The 17,940-nt window shown below is 41.8% G+C and carries 17 protein-coding genes and 3 pseudogenes; 8 read left to right on the top strand and 12 right to left on the bottom strand.

The features are described from left to right. Positions 1 to 67 precede the first annotated feature (67 nt). Complete coding sequence (recG, locus tag HKX39_RS03380; protein ID WP_171679918.1) at positions 68 to 2,131, bottom strand: ATP-dependent DNA helicase RecG; 2,064 nt, start codon at positions 2,129 to 2,131, stop codon at positions 68 to 70. Between the two features lie 18 nt (positions 2,132 to 2,149). After that, the gene (locus HKX39_RS03375; RefSeq protein WP_171679917.1) at positions 2,150 to 2,539 is read right to left on the bottom strand and encodes a Rid family detoxifying hydrolase; all 390 of its coding nucleotides are present in this window, start codon (positions 2,537 to 2,539) and stop codon (positions 2,150 to 2,152) included. Positions 2,540 to 2,724: 185 nt separating this feature from the next. On the opposite strand from HKX39_RS03375, the gene HKX39_RS03370 reads away from it, so the two are divergent. Next, on the top strand, positions 2,725 to 3,471 hold the full coding sequence (locus HKX39_RS03370; RefSeq protein WP_171679916.1) for a sulfite exporter TauE/SafE family protein: 747 nt from the start codon (positions 2,725 to 2,727) through the stop codon (positions 3,469 to 3,471). 33 nt (positions 3,472 to 3,504) lie between these two features. Here HKX39_RS03370 and ntrC read toward each other — a convergent pair whose 3' ends face one another. From ntrC to glnA, 3 genes are read right to left on the bottom strand one after another with little or no spacing between them, the layout of a single operon-like run. Then, positions 3,505 to 4,998 (bottom strand): nitrogen regulation protein NR(I), encoded by a 1,494-nt coding sequence (ntrC, locus tag HKX39_RS03365; RefSeq protein WP_171679915.1) that lies wholly within the window; start codon positions 4,996 to 4,998, stop codon positions 3,505 to 3,507. Continuing rightward, positions 4,995 to 6,065 (bottom strand): nitrogen regulation protein NR(II), encoded by a 1,071-nt coding sequence (gene glnL, locus HKX39_RS03360; RefSeq protein WP_246226011.1) that lies wholly within the window; start codon positions 6,063 to 6,065, stop codon positions 4,995 to 4,997. Before glnL ends, ntrC begins: the two co-directional genes overlap by 4 nt. Positions 6,066 to 6,104: 39 nt before the next feature. Further along, positions 6,105 to 7,517 carry a type I glutamate--ammonia ligase gene (gene glnA / locus HKX39_RS03355; RefSeq protein ID WP_171679914.1) on the bottom strand — a complete coding sequence of 471 codons (1,413 nt, stop codon included), beginning with the start codon at positions 7,515 to 7,517 and terminating at the stop codon, positions 6,105 to 6,107. 302 nt (positions 7,518 to 7,819) lie between these two features. Here glnA and HKX39_RS03350 point away from each other — a divergent pair, with 302 nt between their 5' ends. Then, positions 7,820 to 8,641 (top strand): pirin family protein, encoded by an 822-nt coding sequence (locus HKX39_RS03350; RefSeq protein WP_171679913.1) that lies wholly within the window; start codon positions 7,820 to 7,822, stop codon positions 8,639 to 8,641. Positions 8,642 to 8,670: 29 nt separating this feature from the next. On the opposite strand, the gene hemW is transcribed toward HKX39_RS03350, so the two are convergent. The 3 genes from hemW to rph all read right to left on the bottom strand — a co-directional run bounded on the left by hemW (position 8,671) and on the right by rph (position 11,329). Further along, on the bottom strand, positions 8,671 to 9,924 hold the full coding sequence (hemW, locus tag HKX39_RS03345; RefSeq protein ID WP_171679912.1) for a radical SAM family heme chaperone HemW: 1,254 nt from the start codon (positions 9,922 to 9,924) through the stop codon (positions 8,671 to 8,673). After that, the gene (gene rdgB / locus HKX39_RS03340; RefSeq protein WP_171679911.1) at positions 9,917 to 10,516 is read right to left on the bottom strand and encodes an RdgB/HAM1 family non-canonical purine NTP pyrophosphatase; all 600 of its coding nucleotides are present in this window, start codon (positions 10,514 to 10,516) and stop codon (positions 9,917 to 9,919) included. The genes hemW and rdgB overlap by 8 nt, the downstream gene beginning before the upstream one ends. A gap of 96 nt (positions 10,517 to 10,612) precedes the next feature. Beyond that, positions 10,613 to 11,329: a ribonuclease PH gene (gene rph, locus HKX39_RS03335; RefSeq protein WP_171680258.1), complete on the bottom strand. Its 717-nt coding sequence runs from the start codon at positions 11,327 to 11,329 to the stop codon at positions 10,613 to 10,615. Between the two features lie 117 nt (positions 11,330 to 11,446). Here rph and HKX39_RS03330 point away from each other — a divergent pair, with 117 nt between their 5' ends. The 4 genes and pseudogenes from HKX39_RS03330 (at position 11,447) to HKX39_RS03315 (ending at position 14,301) form a co-directional block, all read left to right on the top strand. Beyond that, the gene (locus tag HKX39_RS03330; protein WP_171679910.1) at positions 11,447 to 12,388 is read left to right on the top strand and encodes a YicC/YloC family endoribonuclease; all 942 of its coding nucleotides are present in this window, start codon (positions 11,447 to 11,449) and stop codon (positions 12,386 to 12,388) included. Between the two features lie 161 nt (positions 12,389 to 12,549). Continuing rightward, positions 12,550 to 13,551: pseudogene (locus tag HKX39_RS03325) on the top strand (esterase-like activity of phytase family protein); the annotation flags it as partial. 166 nt (positions 13,552 to 13,717) lie between these two features. Beyond that, positions 13,718 to 13,879 (top strand): helix-turn-helix domain-containing protein, encoded by a 162-nt coding sequence (locus HKX39_RS03320; protein ID WP_171679908.1) that lies wholly within the window; start codon positions 13,718 to 13,720, stop codon positions 13,877 to 13,879. Continuing rightward, entirely contained in the window at positions 13,864 to 14,301 is a 438-nt protein-coding gene (locus HKX39_RS03315; RefSeq protein WP_216605035.1) for a hypothetical protein, read from the top strand. Before HKX39_RS03320 ends, HKX39_RS03315 begins: the two co-directional genes overlap by 16 nt. Here the strand turns inward: HKX39_RS03315 and HKX39_RS03310 are convergent. Beyond that, positions 14,284 to 14,373 (bottom strand): annotated as a pseudogene (locus HKX39_RS03310) (TetR family transcriptional regulator); the annotation flags it as partial. The gene HKX39_RS03315 and the pseudogene HKX39_RS03310 overlap by 18 nt on opposite strands. A 91-nt stretch (positions 14,374 to 14,464) precedes the next feature. On the opposite strand from HKX39_RS03310, the gene tet(H) reads away from it, so the two are divergent. Then, complete coding sequence (gene tet(H) / locus HKX39_RS03305) at positions 14,465 to 15,655, top strand: tetracycline efflux MFS transporter Tet(H) (RefSeq protein WP_171679907.1); 1,191 nt, start codon at positions 14,465 to 14,467, stop codon at positions 15,653 to 15,655. A 95-nt stretch (positions 15,656 to 15,750) separates the two neighbouring features. Then, positions 15,751 to 16,026 (top strand): annotated as a pseudogene (locus tag HKX39_RS03300) (IS982 family transposase); the annotation flags it as partial. 51 nt (positions 16,027 to 16,077) lie between these two features. Here the strand turns inward: HKX39_RS03300 and HKX39_RS03295 are convergent. The 3 genes from HKX39_RS03295 to accB are packed head-to-tail and all read right to left on the bottom strand — an operon-like array spanning position 16,078 to position 17,843. Then, complete coding sequence (locus HKX39_RS03295) at positions 16,078 to 16,995, bottom strand: broad-spectrum class A beta-lactamase ROB-10 (protein ID WP_116743769.1); 918 nt, start codon at positions 16,993 to 16,995, stop codon at positions 16,078 to 16,080. A gap of 57 nt (positions 16,996 to 17,052) precedes the next feature. Beyond that, positions 17,053 to 17,394, bottom strand: a complete 342-nt coding sequence (locus HKX39_RS03290; RefSeq protein WP_075592508.1) for a DUF5713 family protein — start codon at positions 17,392 to 17,394, stop codon at positions 17,053 to 17,055. A gap of 50 nt (positions 17,395 to 17,444) precedes the next feature. Further along, positions 17,445 to 17,843 carry an acetyl-CoA carboxylase biotin carboxyl carrier protein gene (accB, locus tag HKX39_RS03285; protein ID WP_343043416.1) on the bottom strand — a complete coding sequence of 133 codons (399 nt, stop codon included), beginning with the start codon at positions 17,841 to 17,843 and terminating at the stop codon, positions 17,445 to 17,447. Positions 17,844 to 17,940: the final 97 nt, after the last annotated feature.

Here is a 17,940-nt window from a genome sequence, read left to right as displayed (position 1 = left end):
TTTTTTCACATCCACAGACTATGTTTTACAGAATAGTTTTAACAACTGTTCATTTAGAGCCAACTTGTCAAGACCGTAAATAATCCTCTCGACCTTTTATCCAACGTTGCATATGCTCTAGAGATGCTTGAGGATAGTCATTTAACATCACGACTGCAGCCTCTCGTGCATTATCCAAAGTCTCACTGTCTAATTCAATATCAGCAAAACGCAACATTTGCTCACCCGATTGGCGTAAGCCAAGAAACTCTCCCGGACCACGTTGCTCTAAATCACGACGTGCAATCTCAAAACCATCATTTGTTTCGTACAATGCTTTTAGTCTAAATTTGGCAGTTTCAGATAAAGGATTCTGATACAACAGCACACAAACCGAAGCCGCCTCTCCTCGTCCTACACGTCCACGCAATTGATGTAATTGCGCCAAACCAAACCGCTCCGCATGCTCTATCACCATAATACTAGCATTAGGCACATCGACCCCTACCTCAATAACCGTCGTTGCGACCAAAATATCGATTTGATGGGTGGCAAAGGCTTGCATCACCGCTGCTTTCTCATCTGCATGCATGCGACCATGCAACAAACCAACACGTAAATGCGGTAATTTTTCTTGGATATAGTGATGGGTATCCACCGCCGTCTGCAACTGAAGTGCCTCACTTTCCTCTACCAAAGGGCAAACCCAATACGCTTGTTTACCACTCGCGCAATCGATACCTAAACGCGCTAATAACTCATCTCGACGGTCATTCACCATTAAACGCGTGGAAATAGGTGTCCGCCCCGGAGGCAATTCATCAATGACAGATACATCTAAATCCGCCAAATAGCTCATGGCTAACGTCCGTGGAATCGGTGTTGCACTCATGCTCAACTGATGGGGGATAATATCGTGTTGTGTATCTTCGCCCTTTTTACTTAAGCTTAACCGTTGCCCTACACCAAAACGATGTTGCTCATCCACAATCATCAATCCCAAATGAGCGAACTCTACTCCTTTTTGGATTAATGCCTGTGTACCAATCACAAGATGCGCCTCTCCTGATTGAATTTTCGCTTGTACCTCACGTTTTTCTTTTGCCTTTAAACTACCTGATAACCAGACGACATTAATCTCTTTATCCGCAAACCATTTTTGCATTTTGAGATAATGCTGTTCGGCGAGAATCTCTGTCGGTGCCATAATGGCTACCTGCAAGCCATTTTGCAATACCATAGCAGCAGTCAACGCTGCCACTATCGTTTTTCCACTGCCTACATCACCTTGTAATAAGCGATGCATAGGAAATGAGCGTTGTAAGTCTTGCTTGATTTCAGCAAGGACACATTCTTGTGCCTTGGTTAACGGCAAACCAAACGTATTAAGAACCCGTTGATAAAGCGTAGAATTCTCAACACTAAGCTTAGGTGCATGCAACTTTGCTCTGGCTTCTCTTGCCAAATGTAAGGCAATTTGCTGAGCCAATAATTCATCAAATTTCACCCGCTCCCATGCTGGATGAGTTTTATCCATAAGGCTATGTGTATCTTCACCTAAATTAGGGTTATGCAAAGTATGAATCGATTGACTAAACGAAGGTAAAGCATATTTTTGTTGAATGGCGACTGGAACACTATCATGGAGCTGCACACGCGATAGCGCCGCCAGAATAGATTTACGCAAAACGGGCTGAGTCAATCCCTCCGTACTCGGATATATCGGTGTCAATGTGTCCGGTAACGTTTCTCCTGCCTTACTCACCTTGGGATGAATGATTTCAAATCCCCACATACTACTACCACGAACCTCTCCGCGAATACGGATAAGACCTGCTTTTTCCAGTTGGGCTTTTTGGCTAGGATAATAATGAATCCAACGTAAACTTAATTTGCCTGTTGCATCACGAAAAGTCGCCGTCAATTGTTTGCGGTGTGCAAAATTAACCGCGACATTCTCAACCACACCCTCTAATTGTGCTGACTGTCCCGGATAAAGTGAGTCTACCGTATGAATTTGTGTTTCATCTTCATAACGTAAAGGCAAATGTAGGGCAAAATCAAAATCCGACACCAGTCCCAAAGCCGCCATCTTTTCCTGAGATGACGAAACTTTTTTAGGAGATTTAGGTGCGGATTTTGTTGTACTCATTGCGCTCTAGCAACTCACTTAAATAACGATAACGGCTTCTACTTCAAAAAGCCCTCCTTTAGGCAGACCACTCACCTCTACCGTAGAGCGTGCTGGAAATGGCTCTGGAATTAATTCTGCCATTACTGAGTTCACAATCCCAAAGTTCTTCAAATCCGTAACAAAAAGCGTTAGCTTCACAATACTCTCTAAGCTACCACCCGCCGCTTTAATCACTTCTGTCATATTACTAAAAGCTTGACGCACTTGCTCTTCCACATTATCAGAAACCAACTCACCTGTACTTGGATTTAAACCAATTTGACCTGATAAAAAAACAGTCTTACCTGCTGGTGCTATAACCGCTTGTGAGTATGGACCAATTGCTGCTGGGGCTTTATCTGTGTTAATAATCGTTTTCTGACTCATCTTATACTCCTTTGACAAAACAGCTTTCATTCTAGCAAATTTTATGCCTAGGTATTTGTTGAGCGTAAAAAATCGATTGAGTGAATCGCTTTCAACCTACACCCTAGTGGTTAATCTGTATTTTATTTAAACCTTAAACTTGTTAAGCTACGACTTTATACGTTTTAAAGAATAATTGTTTGATAATGGATAGTGTTACCTTTCTTATCGCACTCGGTGCAATAGTAGCGGGTTTTTCTCAAGGGCTTTCTGGTTTTGGTTTTGGTTTGGTCGCAATGTCTTTTTGGGCATGGGTCATTGACCCAAAGCTAGCAGCTGCACTTTCGGTGGTAGGTGGTTTAACTGGTCAAATCGTAGCAGCCTTTACGGTACGACGAGGCTTTAATCTAAAGCTTATTTTCCCCTTTATTCTTGGCGGTCTTTGTGGTATCCCTATCGGTGTTTACTTACTTCCTTTACTCGATATTTATAAGTTTAAAACCGTCTTAGGCACCTTTCTCATTCTTTGGTGTCCTTTTATGCTATTTGCTGACCGTATCCCTAAAATTACCCAAAGCAGCCGTTTTTTTGATGGGATAGCAGGTCTAGGAGGTGGTATTATGGGCGGTTTAGGTGGCTTTACGGGGACATTACCCACCCTCTGGTGTACGCTACGTGGTTTTGATCGTGATACTCAGCGCTCCATCATTCAGAATTTTAACTTTGCCATGCTTGTTGTTATCTTTATGAGCTATATTGGCAAAGGTGTCATCACCACGGAGATGATTTCTACTTTCTTGATAGTATCGCCCATCGTGGTGATTACCTCTTATTTTGGCACACGTATGTACCTCGGCATTAGTCAGCAACGCTTTCGTCAGATTGTCCTCACGCTATTGACATTCTCAGGACTCACCATGCTGATTACCTCTGTACCTCATCTATTGAAATAAAATCAATAAACAAGTAAAGGTTAAAAGGCAGTACTAGGAAATACCCAACTCTTTTAATTTACGTGTAACCGTATTACGCCCAATCCCTAAACGTGTTGCGGCTTCAATTTTACGACCACGACATTCATCTAGGGCTGCCTCTAAAACGACCTTTTCAAAAACCTTGTAAAGGTCATCCATCACATGTTCCTCATTAGCTGCTAATCGACGCAACACATCCTCTCGCAAGCCATCAGTCCAAGAAAAAGCAGATTGCTCTACTGGTGCGGTATGATTCAGAGATAGCGTCGTGGATAACACCTCCTGACTTCCCACATTGATACTCGGCGTACTTACCTGACTATTAAGACTTTCTAGCAATTCATGTGGCAAATCATCTAACGTAATCACCGCCGCAGGAGACATCACCGTTAGCCAATGACAAAAGTTCTCTAATTGACGCACATTACCAGGATAATCAAAGCTCTTTAGGACATCCACCACTTCGGGTGTGAGCAATTTAGCTTGCACTCCTAAACTTGCTGCCGACATTTGCAAGAAATACTGACAAAGCTGAGGGATATCATCTTTACGCTCACGCAAAGGTGGAATACGCAAACGAATCACATTCAAACGGTGGAATAAGTCCTCACGAAATACTCCTTGTTCTACGCGTGTTTCTAAAGGCTGGTGAGTCGCTGCAATAATACGCACATCAACATGAACCGCTTGCGTTCCACCAATACGATAGAAACTTCCTTCGGCCAATACACGTAAAAGTCGAGTTTGCAAATCCAGCGGCATATCACCGATTTCATCTAGAAATAACGTTCCCCCATTTGCCTCCTCAAAACGTCCTTTACGTAACTGAGTCGCCCCTGTAAAAGCACCACGTTCATGACCAAATAATTCAGCCTCTAATAAATCCTTTGGAATAGCGGCTGCATTAATCGCCACGAAAGGTTTATGTGCACGACTACCATGCTCATGCACAGCACGTGCAATTAATTCCTTACCTGAGCCTGATTCACCCGTAATCAATACCGTCACTTTAGACGGTGCTAATCGACCAATCGCACGAAACACCTCTTGCATTGCCTTAGAATGCGATTGCGTCATCATACGTTTAAATTCTGGCTGAGGCGTTACTTCTTGCTCCTCTTCTGGCGGCTCATAACTCAATGCCGCACTATGATCACAAGCCCGTTGAATCAGCGTAATCGCCTCATTAATATCAAAAGGCTTAGGTAAATAATCAAAAGCACCGTCTTGAAAAGCCGTGACCGTACTATCCAAATCAGTAAAGGCAGTCATCACAATCACGACAATTTTAGGATACTTTGTTTTGACTTTTTTCAATAACTCTAGACCTGACATCCCTCCCATACGGATATCTGTCATCAGAACATCTGGCTTATCTGTCGCTAAGGCCGATAGTAAATCCTCTGCTCGTTCAAAAAACCGCGCATATAAATTCACTTTTTGTAAAGCTCGATCTAATACCCAACGGATACTTTGGTCATCATCTACGATCCAAATTTTACTCATACTTCCTCCAAGGGTAATAAAATCCTAAACTCAGTACGGCCCGGATAGCTATCAAACTCAATGACACCCTTATGTTGCCGTGCTAACTCTTGTGCTAAGCTTAAGCCTAAGCCTGTCCCCTCAGGTCTACCCGTCACCAAAGGATGAAATACTCTATCGACAATATGGTTAGGAATACCCGGACCATTATCAATCACAGAAATCACCAATACTTGGCGGTAAACTTTATCCAATAAAAACTGACGACTTTTAATGCGAGTCTTTAAGGTAATCGTCGGCGATTTAATCTCAGGCGCCCCCAATAATGCCTGAGCTGCATTGCGACAAATATTGAGATAGATTTGTACAATTTTCTCTCTATCTGCACAGATTTCTGGTAAGGAGGCATCATAATCACGAATGATAGATAATTTGTCTTGATACTCCGCTCGCATCAAGGTATAAACTCGTTCACATACTTCGTGAATATTGAACATTGTTCTTTGCAAACCTGCTTGAGCAGGGCGAATCAACCTATCTACCAACTGCTGTAAACGGTCTACCTCAGCTGCAATCAATTGCGTGTACTCTCTTTGGGCAGGATTGTCCAATTCCATATCCAGCAACTGAGCTGCACCTCTAATTCCACCAAGAGGATTTTTCACTTCATGAGCAAGATTGCGAAAGGTCTCTTGATAAATTTCAATCTCTCTGGCTAGACGAATACTACGCTCAGATAGCGTTTGTTGATCAATAGGATGTAATTCCATTATCACCCTATCATTATCCATATGTAGACTAGCACTGACTAAAACCGCATCATCTAACTTCGCAATAACCCCCACAAAGGTGACTGACATAGCACGTTGATTGACGATAGTCTCAAACGCTTTTTGAAAGTTCTCTTTATCCTCAAATAAGCTTTCTAAAGAAAACTCTTGGAATGAACGACGAGAACGCTCAAAAAGATGTTGAGTTGCGATATTGACCCACTCAATTCGACCTGCACGGTCTGCAACGACCATGCAAGTCAGGAGTAAATCAAATGACTGCCAACCTTGGGCAGAAGTCATCAATGTGTTTTGCATTTTTGGCCTCCTGCCTAAAGTTGAACTTCCATTTAATATTTATAGCGAGTAATACAAATCAAACTCTACTGGGTGAGTTGTCATACGTAAGCGGTTAACCTCTTGCATCTTCAACTCGATATACGCATCTAACATATCATTGCTGAACACGCCACCACGCGTTAAGAACTCACGATCAGCATCTAATGCTTCTAAGGCTTGCTCTAATGAAGAAGCCACTGTTGGTACTTTTTTGTCTTCTTCTGGTGGTAAGTCGTATAAGTTTTTATCTGCTGGATCACCTGGATGAATTTTGTTTTGGATACCATCTAAACCAGCCATTAACAATGCTGAGAAGGCTAAGTATGGGTTTGCTAATGGATCTGGGAAACGTGCTTCGATACGGCGACCTTTTGGATTGCTTGTGTACGGAATACGGATAGAAGCAGAACGGTTACGCGCAGAGTACGCTAATTTCACTGGTGCTTCAAAGTGAGGGACTAAACGTTTGTAAGAGTTCGTACCTGGGTTAGTGATCGCATTTAATGCACGAGCGTGTTTGATAATACCGCCGATGTAATAAAGCGCTGTTTCAGATAAACCTGCATAGCCATTACCTGCAAATAGGTTTTGACCATCTTTCCAGATAGATTGGTGTACATGCATACCAGAACCGTTATCACCAACGATTGGTTTTGGCATAAATGTTGCTGTCTTACCGTACATATGTGCTACGTTGTGGATGGTGTACTTTAAGATTTGGTTCCAGTCAGCACGTTGTACTAATGTAGAGAATTTTGTACCGATTTCTAATTGACCCGCATTCGCCACTTCATGGTGATGAATCTCAACAGGTACGCCTTGTTGCTCTAATACTAAGCACATTTCAGAACGCATATCACTGAAAGAATCCACTGGCGATACAGGAACATAACCACCTTTTACGCGTGGACGGTGACCATGATTGCGACCATCATTTTCTAAAGCTGAGGCAGACGCTGCTTCGTCAGAGTAGATTTTCACAAAGCGATTGTACATATCATCGCCCCAAGCAATGCCATCAAATACGAAGAACTCTGGCTCTGGACCGAAGAATGCTGTATCACCGATACCAGAAGATTTTAAGTAAGCTTCTGCACGGCGAGCTAAAGAACGTGGGTCACGGTCATAACCTTTTAAATCAGATGGCTCAACCACATCACACGTTAAAATTAATGTTGGCTCTTCACGGAATGGATCCATACGAGCTGTACCTGCGTCTGGTACTAATAACATATCAGAAGCTTCGATACCCTTCCAACCTGCTAATGAAGAACCGTCAAACGGTTGACCTGACTCAAACTTATCCTCATCGACTTGATGAGCAGGTACCGTCATATGGTGTTCTTTACCTAAAGTATCTGTAAAGCGAAAGTCTACGAATTTAACTTCATTTTCGCTCATTAATTTTAAAACGTCATTTGCGTTTGCCATGTTGATTTCTCCTAAAAATCATTACCTATATGGTTCAGTCTTTCTCTTAAAGAAAAACACTCTTGCCTTTCCTTAAGCAATAATCGTGCCAACTTTTTAACCCCTAAAAATAGGGGAATTCGCACTTTTATTACTCAACCAATGCACCATTTTAGTTCAAAATTAAAAATTAATGCACCACATTGGTGATTTTGCACCATTTTTATGCATTTATTACATTCAGTTACCAATCCATTGAATTACCTCTTCCTCCCTCCATATAAGAAAGACATAAATGAAAAAAACATAACAAGGAGTTTTTTATGTCAATTCGATCAATAACAACAATTTATGCTGCGGACAAAGCCGTTGATAATGGTGATATCTTACTTTGGAGAGCTTTACCCCTCCCTCAACGCTATTCCTTAGGTCCTTATGTCTTTATTGACCACTACAGCCACAAAGGCTTACGTGGGATTGGTGATCGTCCTCATCCTCACGCAGGGATTGAAGTGATTAGCTATATTATTGATGGCGGTGTTGCTCATCGTGATAGCTTTGGCTTTAAAGATACGATTAATGCAGGTGATGCACAATGGATCTGTGCTGGCAAAGGCATTATCCATGCCGAACAACCGACTGCTCCTCGCCATGGACTACAGTTATGGACAAGCTTACCTCCTAGCAAAAAAATGCTAGACCCTGCTTATCGTTCGTATCGCAAAGAAGAAATTCCCGTTTTTGAAAAAGACGGTGCACAAATTCGTGTGATTGCAGGTACGGTAGACGGTGTAAAAGGTCCGCTAGCCACTATTACGGAAAACACCTTTGCTTATATTAGTTTGCCTGCTCATGGTCAGTTACGTCTTACTGTACCAGCCCAAGAACTTGGCATTTATGTGACCAAAGGCAAATTAGCTATCGGTGAAGGTCAAACACTTGGCGTAGAAGGTCTTGCTATCCTCAGTGATGGTGATGAGGTCGTGCTACAAGCTGCTGAAGAGCCAGTCGAACTTGCCCTACTCGGCGGTGAACCTGCCGAAGGTCCTATCCTATTTGATGGCCCATTTGTGATGGATACCGTAGAACGCTTACAACAAGCGTATAGTGATTATCACAGCGGCAAAATGGGAACCTTGCAATAAGGCTCCCACTATTGAATTACGCTCTTGAATTACGCGTGAGATAAAAAAATCTCTTGTAAATCATTTAAATAGCGCCACCCTAGCTCGCTTGCTTTTAAGCGGCTAGGGTCTTTATCTAATAGACCAAGACGTACCGCTTCATCAATCATTGATGTCATCACGCTTAAATTCGTACCACAACGATCCGCAAAATAATGCGTCGGGACACCTTGCTTAAGACGTAGAGCATTGAGCATAAACTCAAAAGGCAACTCCTCAACTTGCAAATAGCGGTTTTCAGCGAGCTGCTCTCCTAATGGTACTTTTTGCATCCAGCTTTCGGGATTTTTCACGCGAGCAGTACGATGAATTTGATTATGTGAAGAAATCTTACCGTGAGCGCCGGGCCCAACGCCAATATAGTCACCAAATTCCCAATAGTTGAGATTATGCTGGCAATAAGCATGGTTTTTAGCATAAGCCGATACTTCATATTGCTCAAATCCAGCAGCAGCGGTCATCTCGATTAATAAGTCTTGTAAATCCCCTGCTAAATCATCATCAGGCAAGCCCTCTGGAGGATATTTCGCAAAAACCGTATTCGGTTCCATCGTGAGGTTATACAAGGACAAATGCTCTGTCCCAAATGAGAGCGCTGTCTGAATTTCCTGACGACACACCGCCAACGTCTGATATGGCAAGGCATACATCAGATCCAAATTCACACGACTAAAGGATTTCTGAGCTATTTCAATCGCTGCCTTTGCCTGTGCACTATCATGAATACGACCCAGTCGCTTTAAGCTCTCATCATCAAAACTCTGAATCCCCAAGGAAACACGCGTCACGCCAGACGCTGCATAATCTGCAAAACGACTCGCTTCTACTGTTCCTGGATTCGCTTCCATGGTTACCTCAGTACCGGGAGCGAGATTAAAGAGGTTACGCAACATCGTCAGCATTCTATCGATGGCTCTGGCGGATAATAAACTGGGGGTCCCACCACCGATAAAAACAGTATGAATCGCTCTGCCCCAAACTGACGGTAGAACACTAATTAAATCCTGTTCCAATGCTGCCAGATACGCCTCTTCAGGAATTTCTCCCTGTAAAGCATGTGAATTAAAATCGCAATAAGGACATTTCTTCACACACCAAGGCACATGAATATAAATCGACAATGGTGGCAATGGTTGCGTGAATTGAATCCCCTTTTGCAAAGGATTAAGCGTCAATAGACTTTTGCTACCATGACGCTTGACTTCAGGTACTTCCAATGCAATAGGAATGCTTTTATCAGACATAAGCTTTTAACTCAGCAAGTAATTTTTGTAAGGCTTGACCACGATGACTAATGCTATTTTTCTGTTCAGGCAACAACTCTGCCGCTGTTTTGCCTAAATCGGGTAAATAGAAATATGGGTCATAGCCAAAACCATATTCACCACGGGCTTCTCTTGCAATTTCACCAGACCAAAAAGCTTGTGCCACAATAGGACAAGGGTCATCAGCATGACGCACAAACACTAAACATGCCACATAGAAACCTCGTCTATCAGCAATATTTTCAAGGGCTTTAAGAAGATAAGCATTATTCGCACTATCAGACTTTTCACCCCCTTGGGTCTGTGCATAACGTGCAGACAATACCCCCGGCGCACCACCTAATGCAGGCACAACCAGACCAGAGTCATCCGCAATAGCCGGTAGCCCCGTCGCTTGACTGGCAAAGCGTGCTTTGGTCAACGCATTTTCTAAAAAAGTGAAATAAGGCTCTTCACACTCTCCCACTCCTAAAGCACCCTGATTAATTAACTCGACACCTAATGGTGCAAATAACTGCTGGAACTCTGCTAACTTGCCTTTATTATTTGAGGCTAATACAATTTTTTGCATACTTTTTATCCATATTTTTAATAGCTTTTACACATAATATAAACATACATCAATTATATAATGCACATATGGTAAAATGCTTAGTTTGTATTTATATTAGGCGTTTTGGATAGCGACTAGTTGAGCAATCCCTTGCTCTGCCAATTGCAATAAATTATCTAAATCCTGACGTGCAAATGTTTGCCCTTCAGCAGTACCCTGAACCTCAACAAAATGCCCTTTTCCTGTCATCACAATATTCATGTCTGCATCACAGTTAGAGTCTTCAGCATAGTCCAAATCCAATACAGCATGACCATCCACCATACCTACAGAAATCGCAGCCACATTATCCTTAATCGGATTTTCTGTCAAAACACCTTGGTCTAATAGTTTCTGAACCGCATCACGTAAGGCAATCCATGCTCCTGTAATACTGGCACAACGCGTACCGCCATCTGCCTGAATAACATCACAATCAAGGTGGATAGTACGAGGACCTAATTTTTCCAAATCAATAATTGCACGTAGACTACGTCCAATCAGACGTTGAATTTCTTGTGTGCGTCCTGATTGTTTACCTTTTGCTGCTTCACGATCCGAGCGAGTATGTGTCGCACGCGGCAACATACCATATTCAGCGGTTACCCAACCTTGCCCTGAGTCCTTTAAAAATGGAGGGACTTTTTCTAACACACTAGCATTACACAATACATGCGTATTGCCAACTTGAATTAATACAGAACCCTCAGCATAAGGGGTATAGCCTCTTTGCACCTTGACTTCACGCAATTGATTCGCTTGACGTGCACTAGGACGAGAAAAATTGTTCATATCAGTTAAGCCTTCAAGTAAAATATCACTAAATTGTAAACGATAGAGGAAAGTGGCGACTAGCCCTTTAGCCATCTATTTCATGATTAAATTCAAAATTCCATAAAAGAGCATTTGATGATATACAGCATGACGGCTTTTGCAAGCCAACAAAACGAACATTCCTTAGGACAACTGACGGTCGAATTAAAAAGCGTCAATAATCGTTTTTTAGATTTACACTTCCGTATCCCTGATGAATTACGTGCTATTGAGGGTAATTTACGCGAATTAATTAGCAACCGTATTAATCGTGGCAAAGTAGAAATTCGTGTTAGCCTCAATAAAACCAAAACCATTGATGATATCCGCCTCGATGCAGAACTGCTGCAAGCATTGAATATCCAATATCAACAAGCTAAAAACATTATCGCTGATACGCAAGCCCCATCGCTACAAGAACTCATCAATCTCAGCCACCAAAAGCAAAACCTTAAAAATGATGAAAGCACTGAACAATGGGCACAGCTTTGCTTAAGCACTGCGGATCAGGCACTAGATAGCTTTATTATTGCACGTGCACGCGAAGGCAAACGCTTAGCCGACACAATGCTCGGCTATGTTAACGATATCCACAACATTCTCTCTGTTGTTCGAGCTAAGCTTCCTAGCGTACACGAAGAGTATCGCGAAAAACTCGCTCGTAAATTGCGTGAGACACTAGAAACCGTAGCACCTCATGGCTTTGAACAAATTAAAGGCGAAGAGCTCAGCGCTCGTATTGCTTCAGAAAGCGCCTTGTTCAGCTTACGTATTGATGTCGCCGAAGAATTAGACCGCTTAGATTCTCACCAAAAAGAATTAGCAAATCTACTCAAAACAGAAAGCCAGTTAGACCATGTCCCAAAAACCAAAAACAAACAAAGTCTCGGTAAACGCTTAGATTTCCTATTTCAAGAAATGAACCGAGAAATCAATACATTAGGTTCAAAATCAACGGCTATTGAGATTACCCAATCAGTCATTGACCTCAAACTACTAGTCGAACAACTTCGTGAACAAGCGCAGAATATTGAGTAGATTGTTATGATTTTGTAATATATCCTCCCTAGAATGAGTGCTTTTCAACCACTTGTCATTTGAATCTATGATGAAAAAGCACTTATTCTCTGCTCTTATCGCAACTCTTATCAGCACACCAACTATAGCAGCAAGCCCTAGCACACTGTTTCTCTGGTGCATTAAAAAATGCAGATGCTACCTATACCGTGCTAGCCGACAATGGCTTTGGTACACAAGACAACTCAGCCGACTTCTTATTGCGAATCTATCAAATTAAACCTGAATTCCGTACAGCTACAGGTGGTAGTGGTAAAGTAGATGTACTCAACTTTATCCAGTTACGCGACCCTAACAAACTGATTACTTTTGATATTGTTAATCAAAATACCCCAGAGCGCCTCTTAACTGGCGCCGATTTTGACCCCGAGTCTATCCAACGCGCAGCAGACGGTACTTATTGGGTAGGCGAAGAATTCGGTCCTTTTTTATTACACTTTGATAAAGACGGCGTGCTTATCGACGCCCCCATCCCTCTACCTAATCCATACCAAACAGGTCAAGAGTTACGCTCACCACACAATCAATTAAATGCACAAAATCAAGTCGAACCACTCGTACAACAAAGCGGTGGCTTTGAAGGAATGGCATTATCCAAAGATGGTAAGTTCCTATACCCACTGCTTGAAAAACCCTTAAAAAATGCGGATAAAAAGCAGCTCATCATCTCACAATTTGATATTGAGAAAAAAGCCTATACAGGAAAATACTACCTCTTTGATTTAGCCGATAAGGCTGACGCTATCGGTGACTTCCAATTGATTGACAATGAAACCGGTATCATTATCGAACGTGATAATGCCGAAAATACAAAAGCCAACTATAAGAAGCTCATCTGGATTAAATTAGGTGAAAATGGTCAAGCCGTACAACGCGAAGACCTCGTAGATTTAATGGATATCCAAAACCCTGACAGTTTATATGGCGCGGCTCGTGATAGTGATATTGGTACAGGCAATCCGTTTACCTTCCCATTTTTTACCATTGAAGATATTGTGCTTGAAGATGCCGAAACCATCACTGTACTCAATGACAATAACTTCCCCGGCTCTTCTGGTCGCAATGCCAAATTAGCTGATGATAACGAGATTATCAAATTAAAATTGTCGAAGAAACTTTATTAAGAAAAATATCTGCTTGATATAGTTTAAATCTGTTGTAACTCCCACAGGCGTGAATGCTTGTGGGAGTTTTTGCATTTCAACAGAAAATCCTGCTTACTGATACTAGGTTGACATTTTTTAAAATAAAGTAAATAATTTATAAAATTTACTTTATTTTGGTATCCATATGTCTAATCCGTATCTTATTGAGTTAGCCTTAAAACATTTTAACTGCACCCAAAAAGAGCTCGCCCAAAGACTCAAAGTGTCTGCTACGCAAATCAGCAAGTGGAAAAAAGGTGAGCATATGTCTACAGATATGGAAACGACATTATGTACCTTACGCTGAAATACCTTAATGGACAGCCTATCATTGCCATAAATCCTGATCCATCAAGGTGGGATGGTAAATTATTACCCTTTGAAATAGGGCAATTAAAAGAGACAGTTATTAACACCATTAATAAAAAAATGCCATTTAAAACGGTCACTTTTGCACAAGCAACAACCAATGATGGTCAATCCTTATTAGCGGTTAATGACTTATTTATTGGCCCTAAAAGCCACACTTCCGCACAGTATATTTTGCAATGGAATGGCGCTGAAGAAGTGCAATCTTCATCAGGCATTATTGTATCAACAGGATTGGGATCAACGGGGTGGTTTCAATCTATTCTTGCTGGTGCGATGGCAATTACAGGAGAAGCTTCGCACCCTCTATTACAAGGCTTTAGCTGGAGTGATCGAAAGCTACAACTTACGCGTTGTTAATCCTTCAATACCAACTTCATTAAGTAAAATCAACGCATTATCAATAACTTGTTCTTTATCTAGCTTTGCCATTACCTACCTCAAAATAAAATAGCCTTGACAATCTATCACTGATAGAGATATTTTACACCCACTCTATCACTGATAGATTTTTAGGATCTCAATGAATAAATCAATTATTATTATACTGCTGATCACCGTATTAGATGCCATTGGTATCGGGCTTATCATGCCAGTACTCCCTACTCTATTAAATGAATTTGTCAGTGAAAATTCACTGGCAACCCATTACGGTGTGCTATTAGCGCTCTATGCTACCATGCAGGTTATTTTTGCTCCTATTCTAGGACGACTGTCTGATAAATACGGCAGAAAACCCATCTTGCTGTTTTCCCTTTTAGGCGCGGCACTCGACTATCTTTTAATGGCATTCTCAACCACACTTTGGATGCTCTATATTGGGCGCATCATTGCGGGGATCACAGGCGCAACAGGTGCCGTATGTGCATCAGCGATGAGTGATGTGACTCCCGCTAAAAATCGAACTCGCTATTTTGGTTTCTTAGGTGGTGCTTTTGGTGTTGGCCTTATTATCGGCCCAATGCTAGGGGGATTATTAGGTGATATCAGTGCTCATATGCCATTTATTTTTGCCGCTATTTCACACTCGATATTATTAATACTCTCTTTGCTCTTTTTCCGAGAAACACAAAAAAGAGAAGCGCTTGTTGCCAATAGGACACCTGAAAACCAAACTGCCTCAAATACAGTCACTGTTTTTTTTAAGAAAAGCCTCTACTTTTGGTTAGCAACCTATTTTATTATCCAGCTTATCGGGCAAATTCCTGCCACCATCTGGGTGCTGTTTACACAATATCGTTTTGATTGGAACACAACTTCTATCGGTATGTCTTTGGCGGTTCTGGGTGTATTACATATTTTCTTTCAGGCGATTGTCGCTGGGAAATTGGCACAAAAATGGGGCGAAAAAACCACCATTATGATCAGTATGTCTATTGATATGATGGGCTGTTTATTATTAGCGTGGATAGGCCACGTTTGGGTCATCTTACCAGCATTAATTTGCTTAGCGGCAGGAGGTATGGGGCAACCCGCATTACAAGGTTATTTATCAAAATCTGTCGATGATAATGCGCAAGGGAAATTACAAGGTACTCTGGTGAGCCTAACCAATATTACCGGGATCATTGGTCCCCTTTTATTTGCCTTTATTTATAGTTATAGCGTCGCTTATTGGGATGGTCTGTTATGGCTGATGGGGGCAATACTTTATGCTATGTTGCTTATTACCGCTTATTTTCACCAAAGAAAAACCACACCTAAAGCTACCTGAGTTCGGGATAAGCAGGTCAAAAAAGGCAAAAAAAAGAAGTCCAAAATTGTTAAAGTTAATGTACTAATAAAAACTCAACAAAAAGGACTTCTTACATGGACAACCTAACCGAATTATACTGCCACATTGACGACTTTTACCAAGCATTCAAACCACAATTTGAACGTCAGCTGATCGAAAATGGGACAAAGCGATTAAGAGCATGCAAGATAAGTGTACCAGAGATAATGACTATATTGGTACTGTTTCATCAATTACGTTACCGTCAATTTAAAGGGTTTTACTATCATCATATGCTAGGCATGATGAAAAAAGATTTTCCGGACTTACCAAGCTACTCACGTTTTATTGAATTAGTACCCCGTGCACTTGGTTTGACAATTCAAGCCTAAATTTTCACTTTTTCTAACAAAATGAATTTGTTAGTTGAGCTGTAAAGTATGAAATACTTGCTTTGCTGCATCTTCTACTAATTTATTGTTGAATTTGGCTTCTTCGGTAAATTGCGTACTCATGATTGCCATCACAATCGGTTTGCGATTTGGTATGCGAACCACCGCAATATCATTGCGTACACCATATTTACCCGCCCCGCTTTTATCGTACACTTTCCACGATGTTGGCGTAGCAGCGCGAATCAATGGATTGCCTGTTGCGTTATTGTCCAACCAATTCCACAAAATCGTTTTTTGCGATTCGGTTAATGTGTTGCCCAATAAATACGCATTTAAATTCATCGCCATTTGTTTGGGTGTACTCGTATCACGAATATCGTTGGGTTTGGCTTGATTTAAATCGGGTTCTAGCCGATTGGCATGGGTTACGTTATCGCCTAATTGTCGCAAAATACGTTGATATTGTTCCACGCCACCCAATTCTTTGAGCAGCAAATTGGTCGCGCTGTTGTCGCTAAACCGCACGGCTGCTTCACATAATTGGGCAATCGTCATGCCTTTGCCAACGTATTTTTGGGTTTCGGGAGAATAACTAACCAAATCTTTTTGGCTATATGAAATGGTACGATTTAAATCTTTTTCAGGCAGCGATTGCAACACCGCCCCAGCCAACAACGCCTTGAAAGTGGACGCATAAGCAAAGCGTTCATCTGCACGATAAGACAAAGAATGTCCCGTTTCTGTATCCCATACATAAACGCCAATTCGGGCTTGATACTGCTGTTCCAAATTCGCCAAAGTCTGTTGAAAGGTGGCTTGTGTGGCTGATTGTTGCACAGGCGCACTAGCAGGCTGCGGATTAGACGTTACCGAATGAACAGAATTGGGCGAACAAGCCGTTAATGTCAGCAATAATAATGTGCCGATTTTTAACTTATTAAACATAAATTATCCTTTGATTTTACTAAATAAATTTCTTTTCAGGCAGCCTGAAAAATAATTTTACCAATCACGCGGGGCAATCAATTCTACACCATCTGCGTCATCAAAACCATAAGCTTGGGCAATAAATTCCATGGTTTCGCCAAAACAATCACGCGCAACTGTTTCAATTTCGCTGTCATTTTCATCAAATTCATCTTGCAATTCATTGAGTTGCTCGGTGGCTTCGTGCGTGATGGCATACAGCGCGTCTAAATTGTCGGGTTGTTCTTGTTCAATGCGTTGGCACACATTCAAAAAAATGGCTTTGCATTTATCAACCAAAAAATTGGGAAAATAGCCGTCATCATACATTCCACGCAGAAAATCGTATGATTGAATTTGCGGATTTTGAATGTTCATCTTGTTTCCTTATTTTATGGGTTATGAATGTTCAGGCAGCCTGAAACGTATTATTCAATAATAAACAAAGGTTCGCCAAATTCCACAGGCTGACCGTTTTCCACCAAAATTTCTTTAATCACGCCTGATTTTTCGGCTTCAATTTCATTCATCAATTTCATGGCTTCAATAATGCACAGCGTGTCGCCTGCTTTAACCGTTGCGCCTACTTCCACAAACGCAGGTGCGCTTGGGCTTGGTGCGCGGTAGAACGTGCCAACCATAGGCGATTTTTGCGCTTGGCTCAAATCACGCGCAGCAGGGGCTGACGGTGCAGCCGCCGCAGCAACAGGCGCAGCCGCTACGGGTGCAGGGGCAGGCGCAACAGGTGCAGCCATTGGCGCAGTCGCATAAATGGTTTGAGCAGGTGCTGGCGCAGCGGTTCTGTTGCAAAGTTTTAAATAAAGAATAAAATTCCTTACGGTATCTATGATTTAAGCTGGGATTCCCAATAATACCTTGATTTCAGTACAGACCGAAAACCCGAAGAGAGTGCCTTCTTTTCGG

The organism is Pelistega suis, from assembly GCF_013133795.1.
GTDB lineage: Bacteria > Pseudomonadota > Gammaproteobacteria > Burkholderiales > Burkholderiaceae_B > Taylorella > Taylorella suis.
This window is presented reverse-complemented; position numbering and strand designations above follow the sequence as displayed.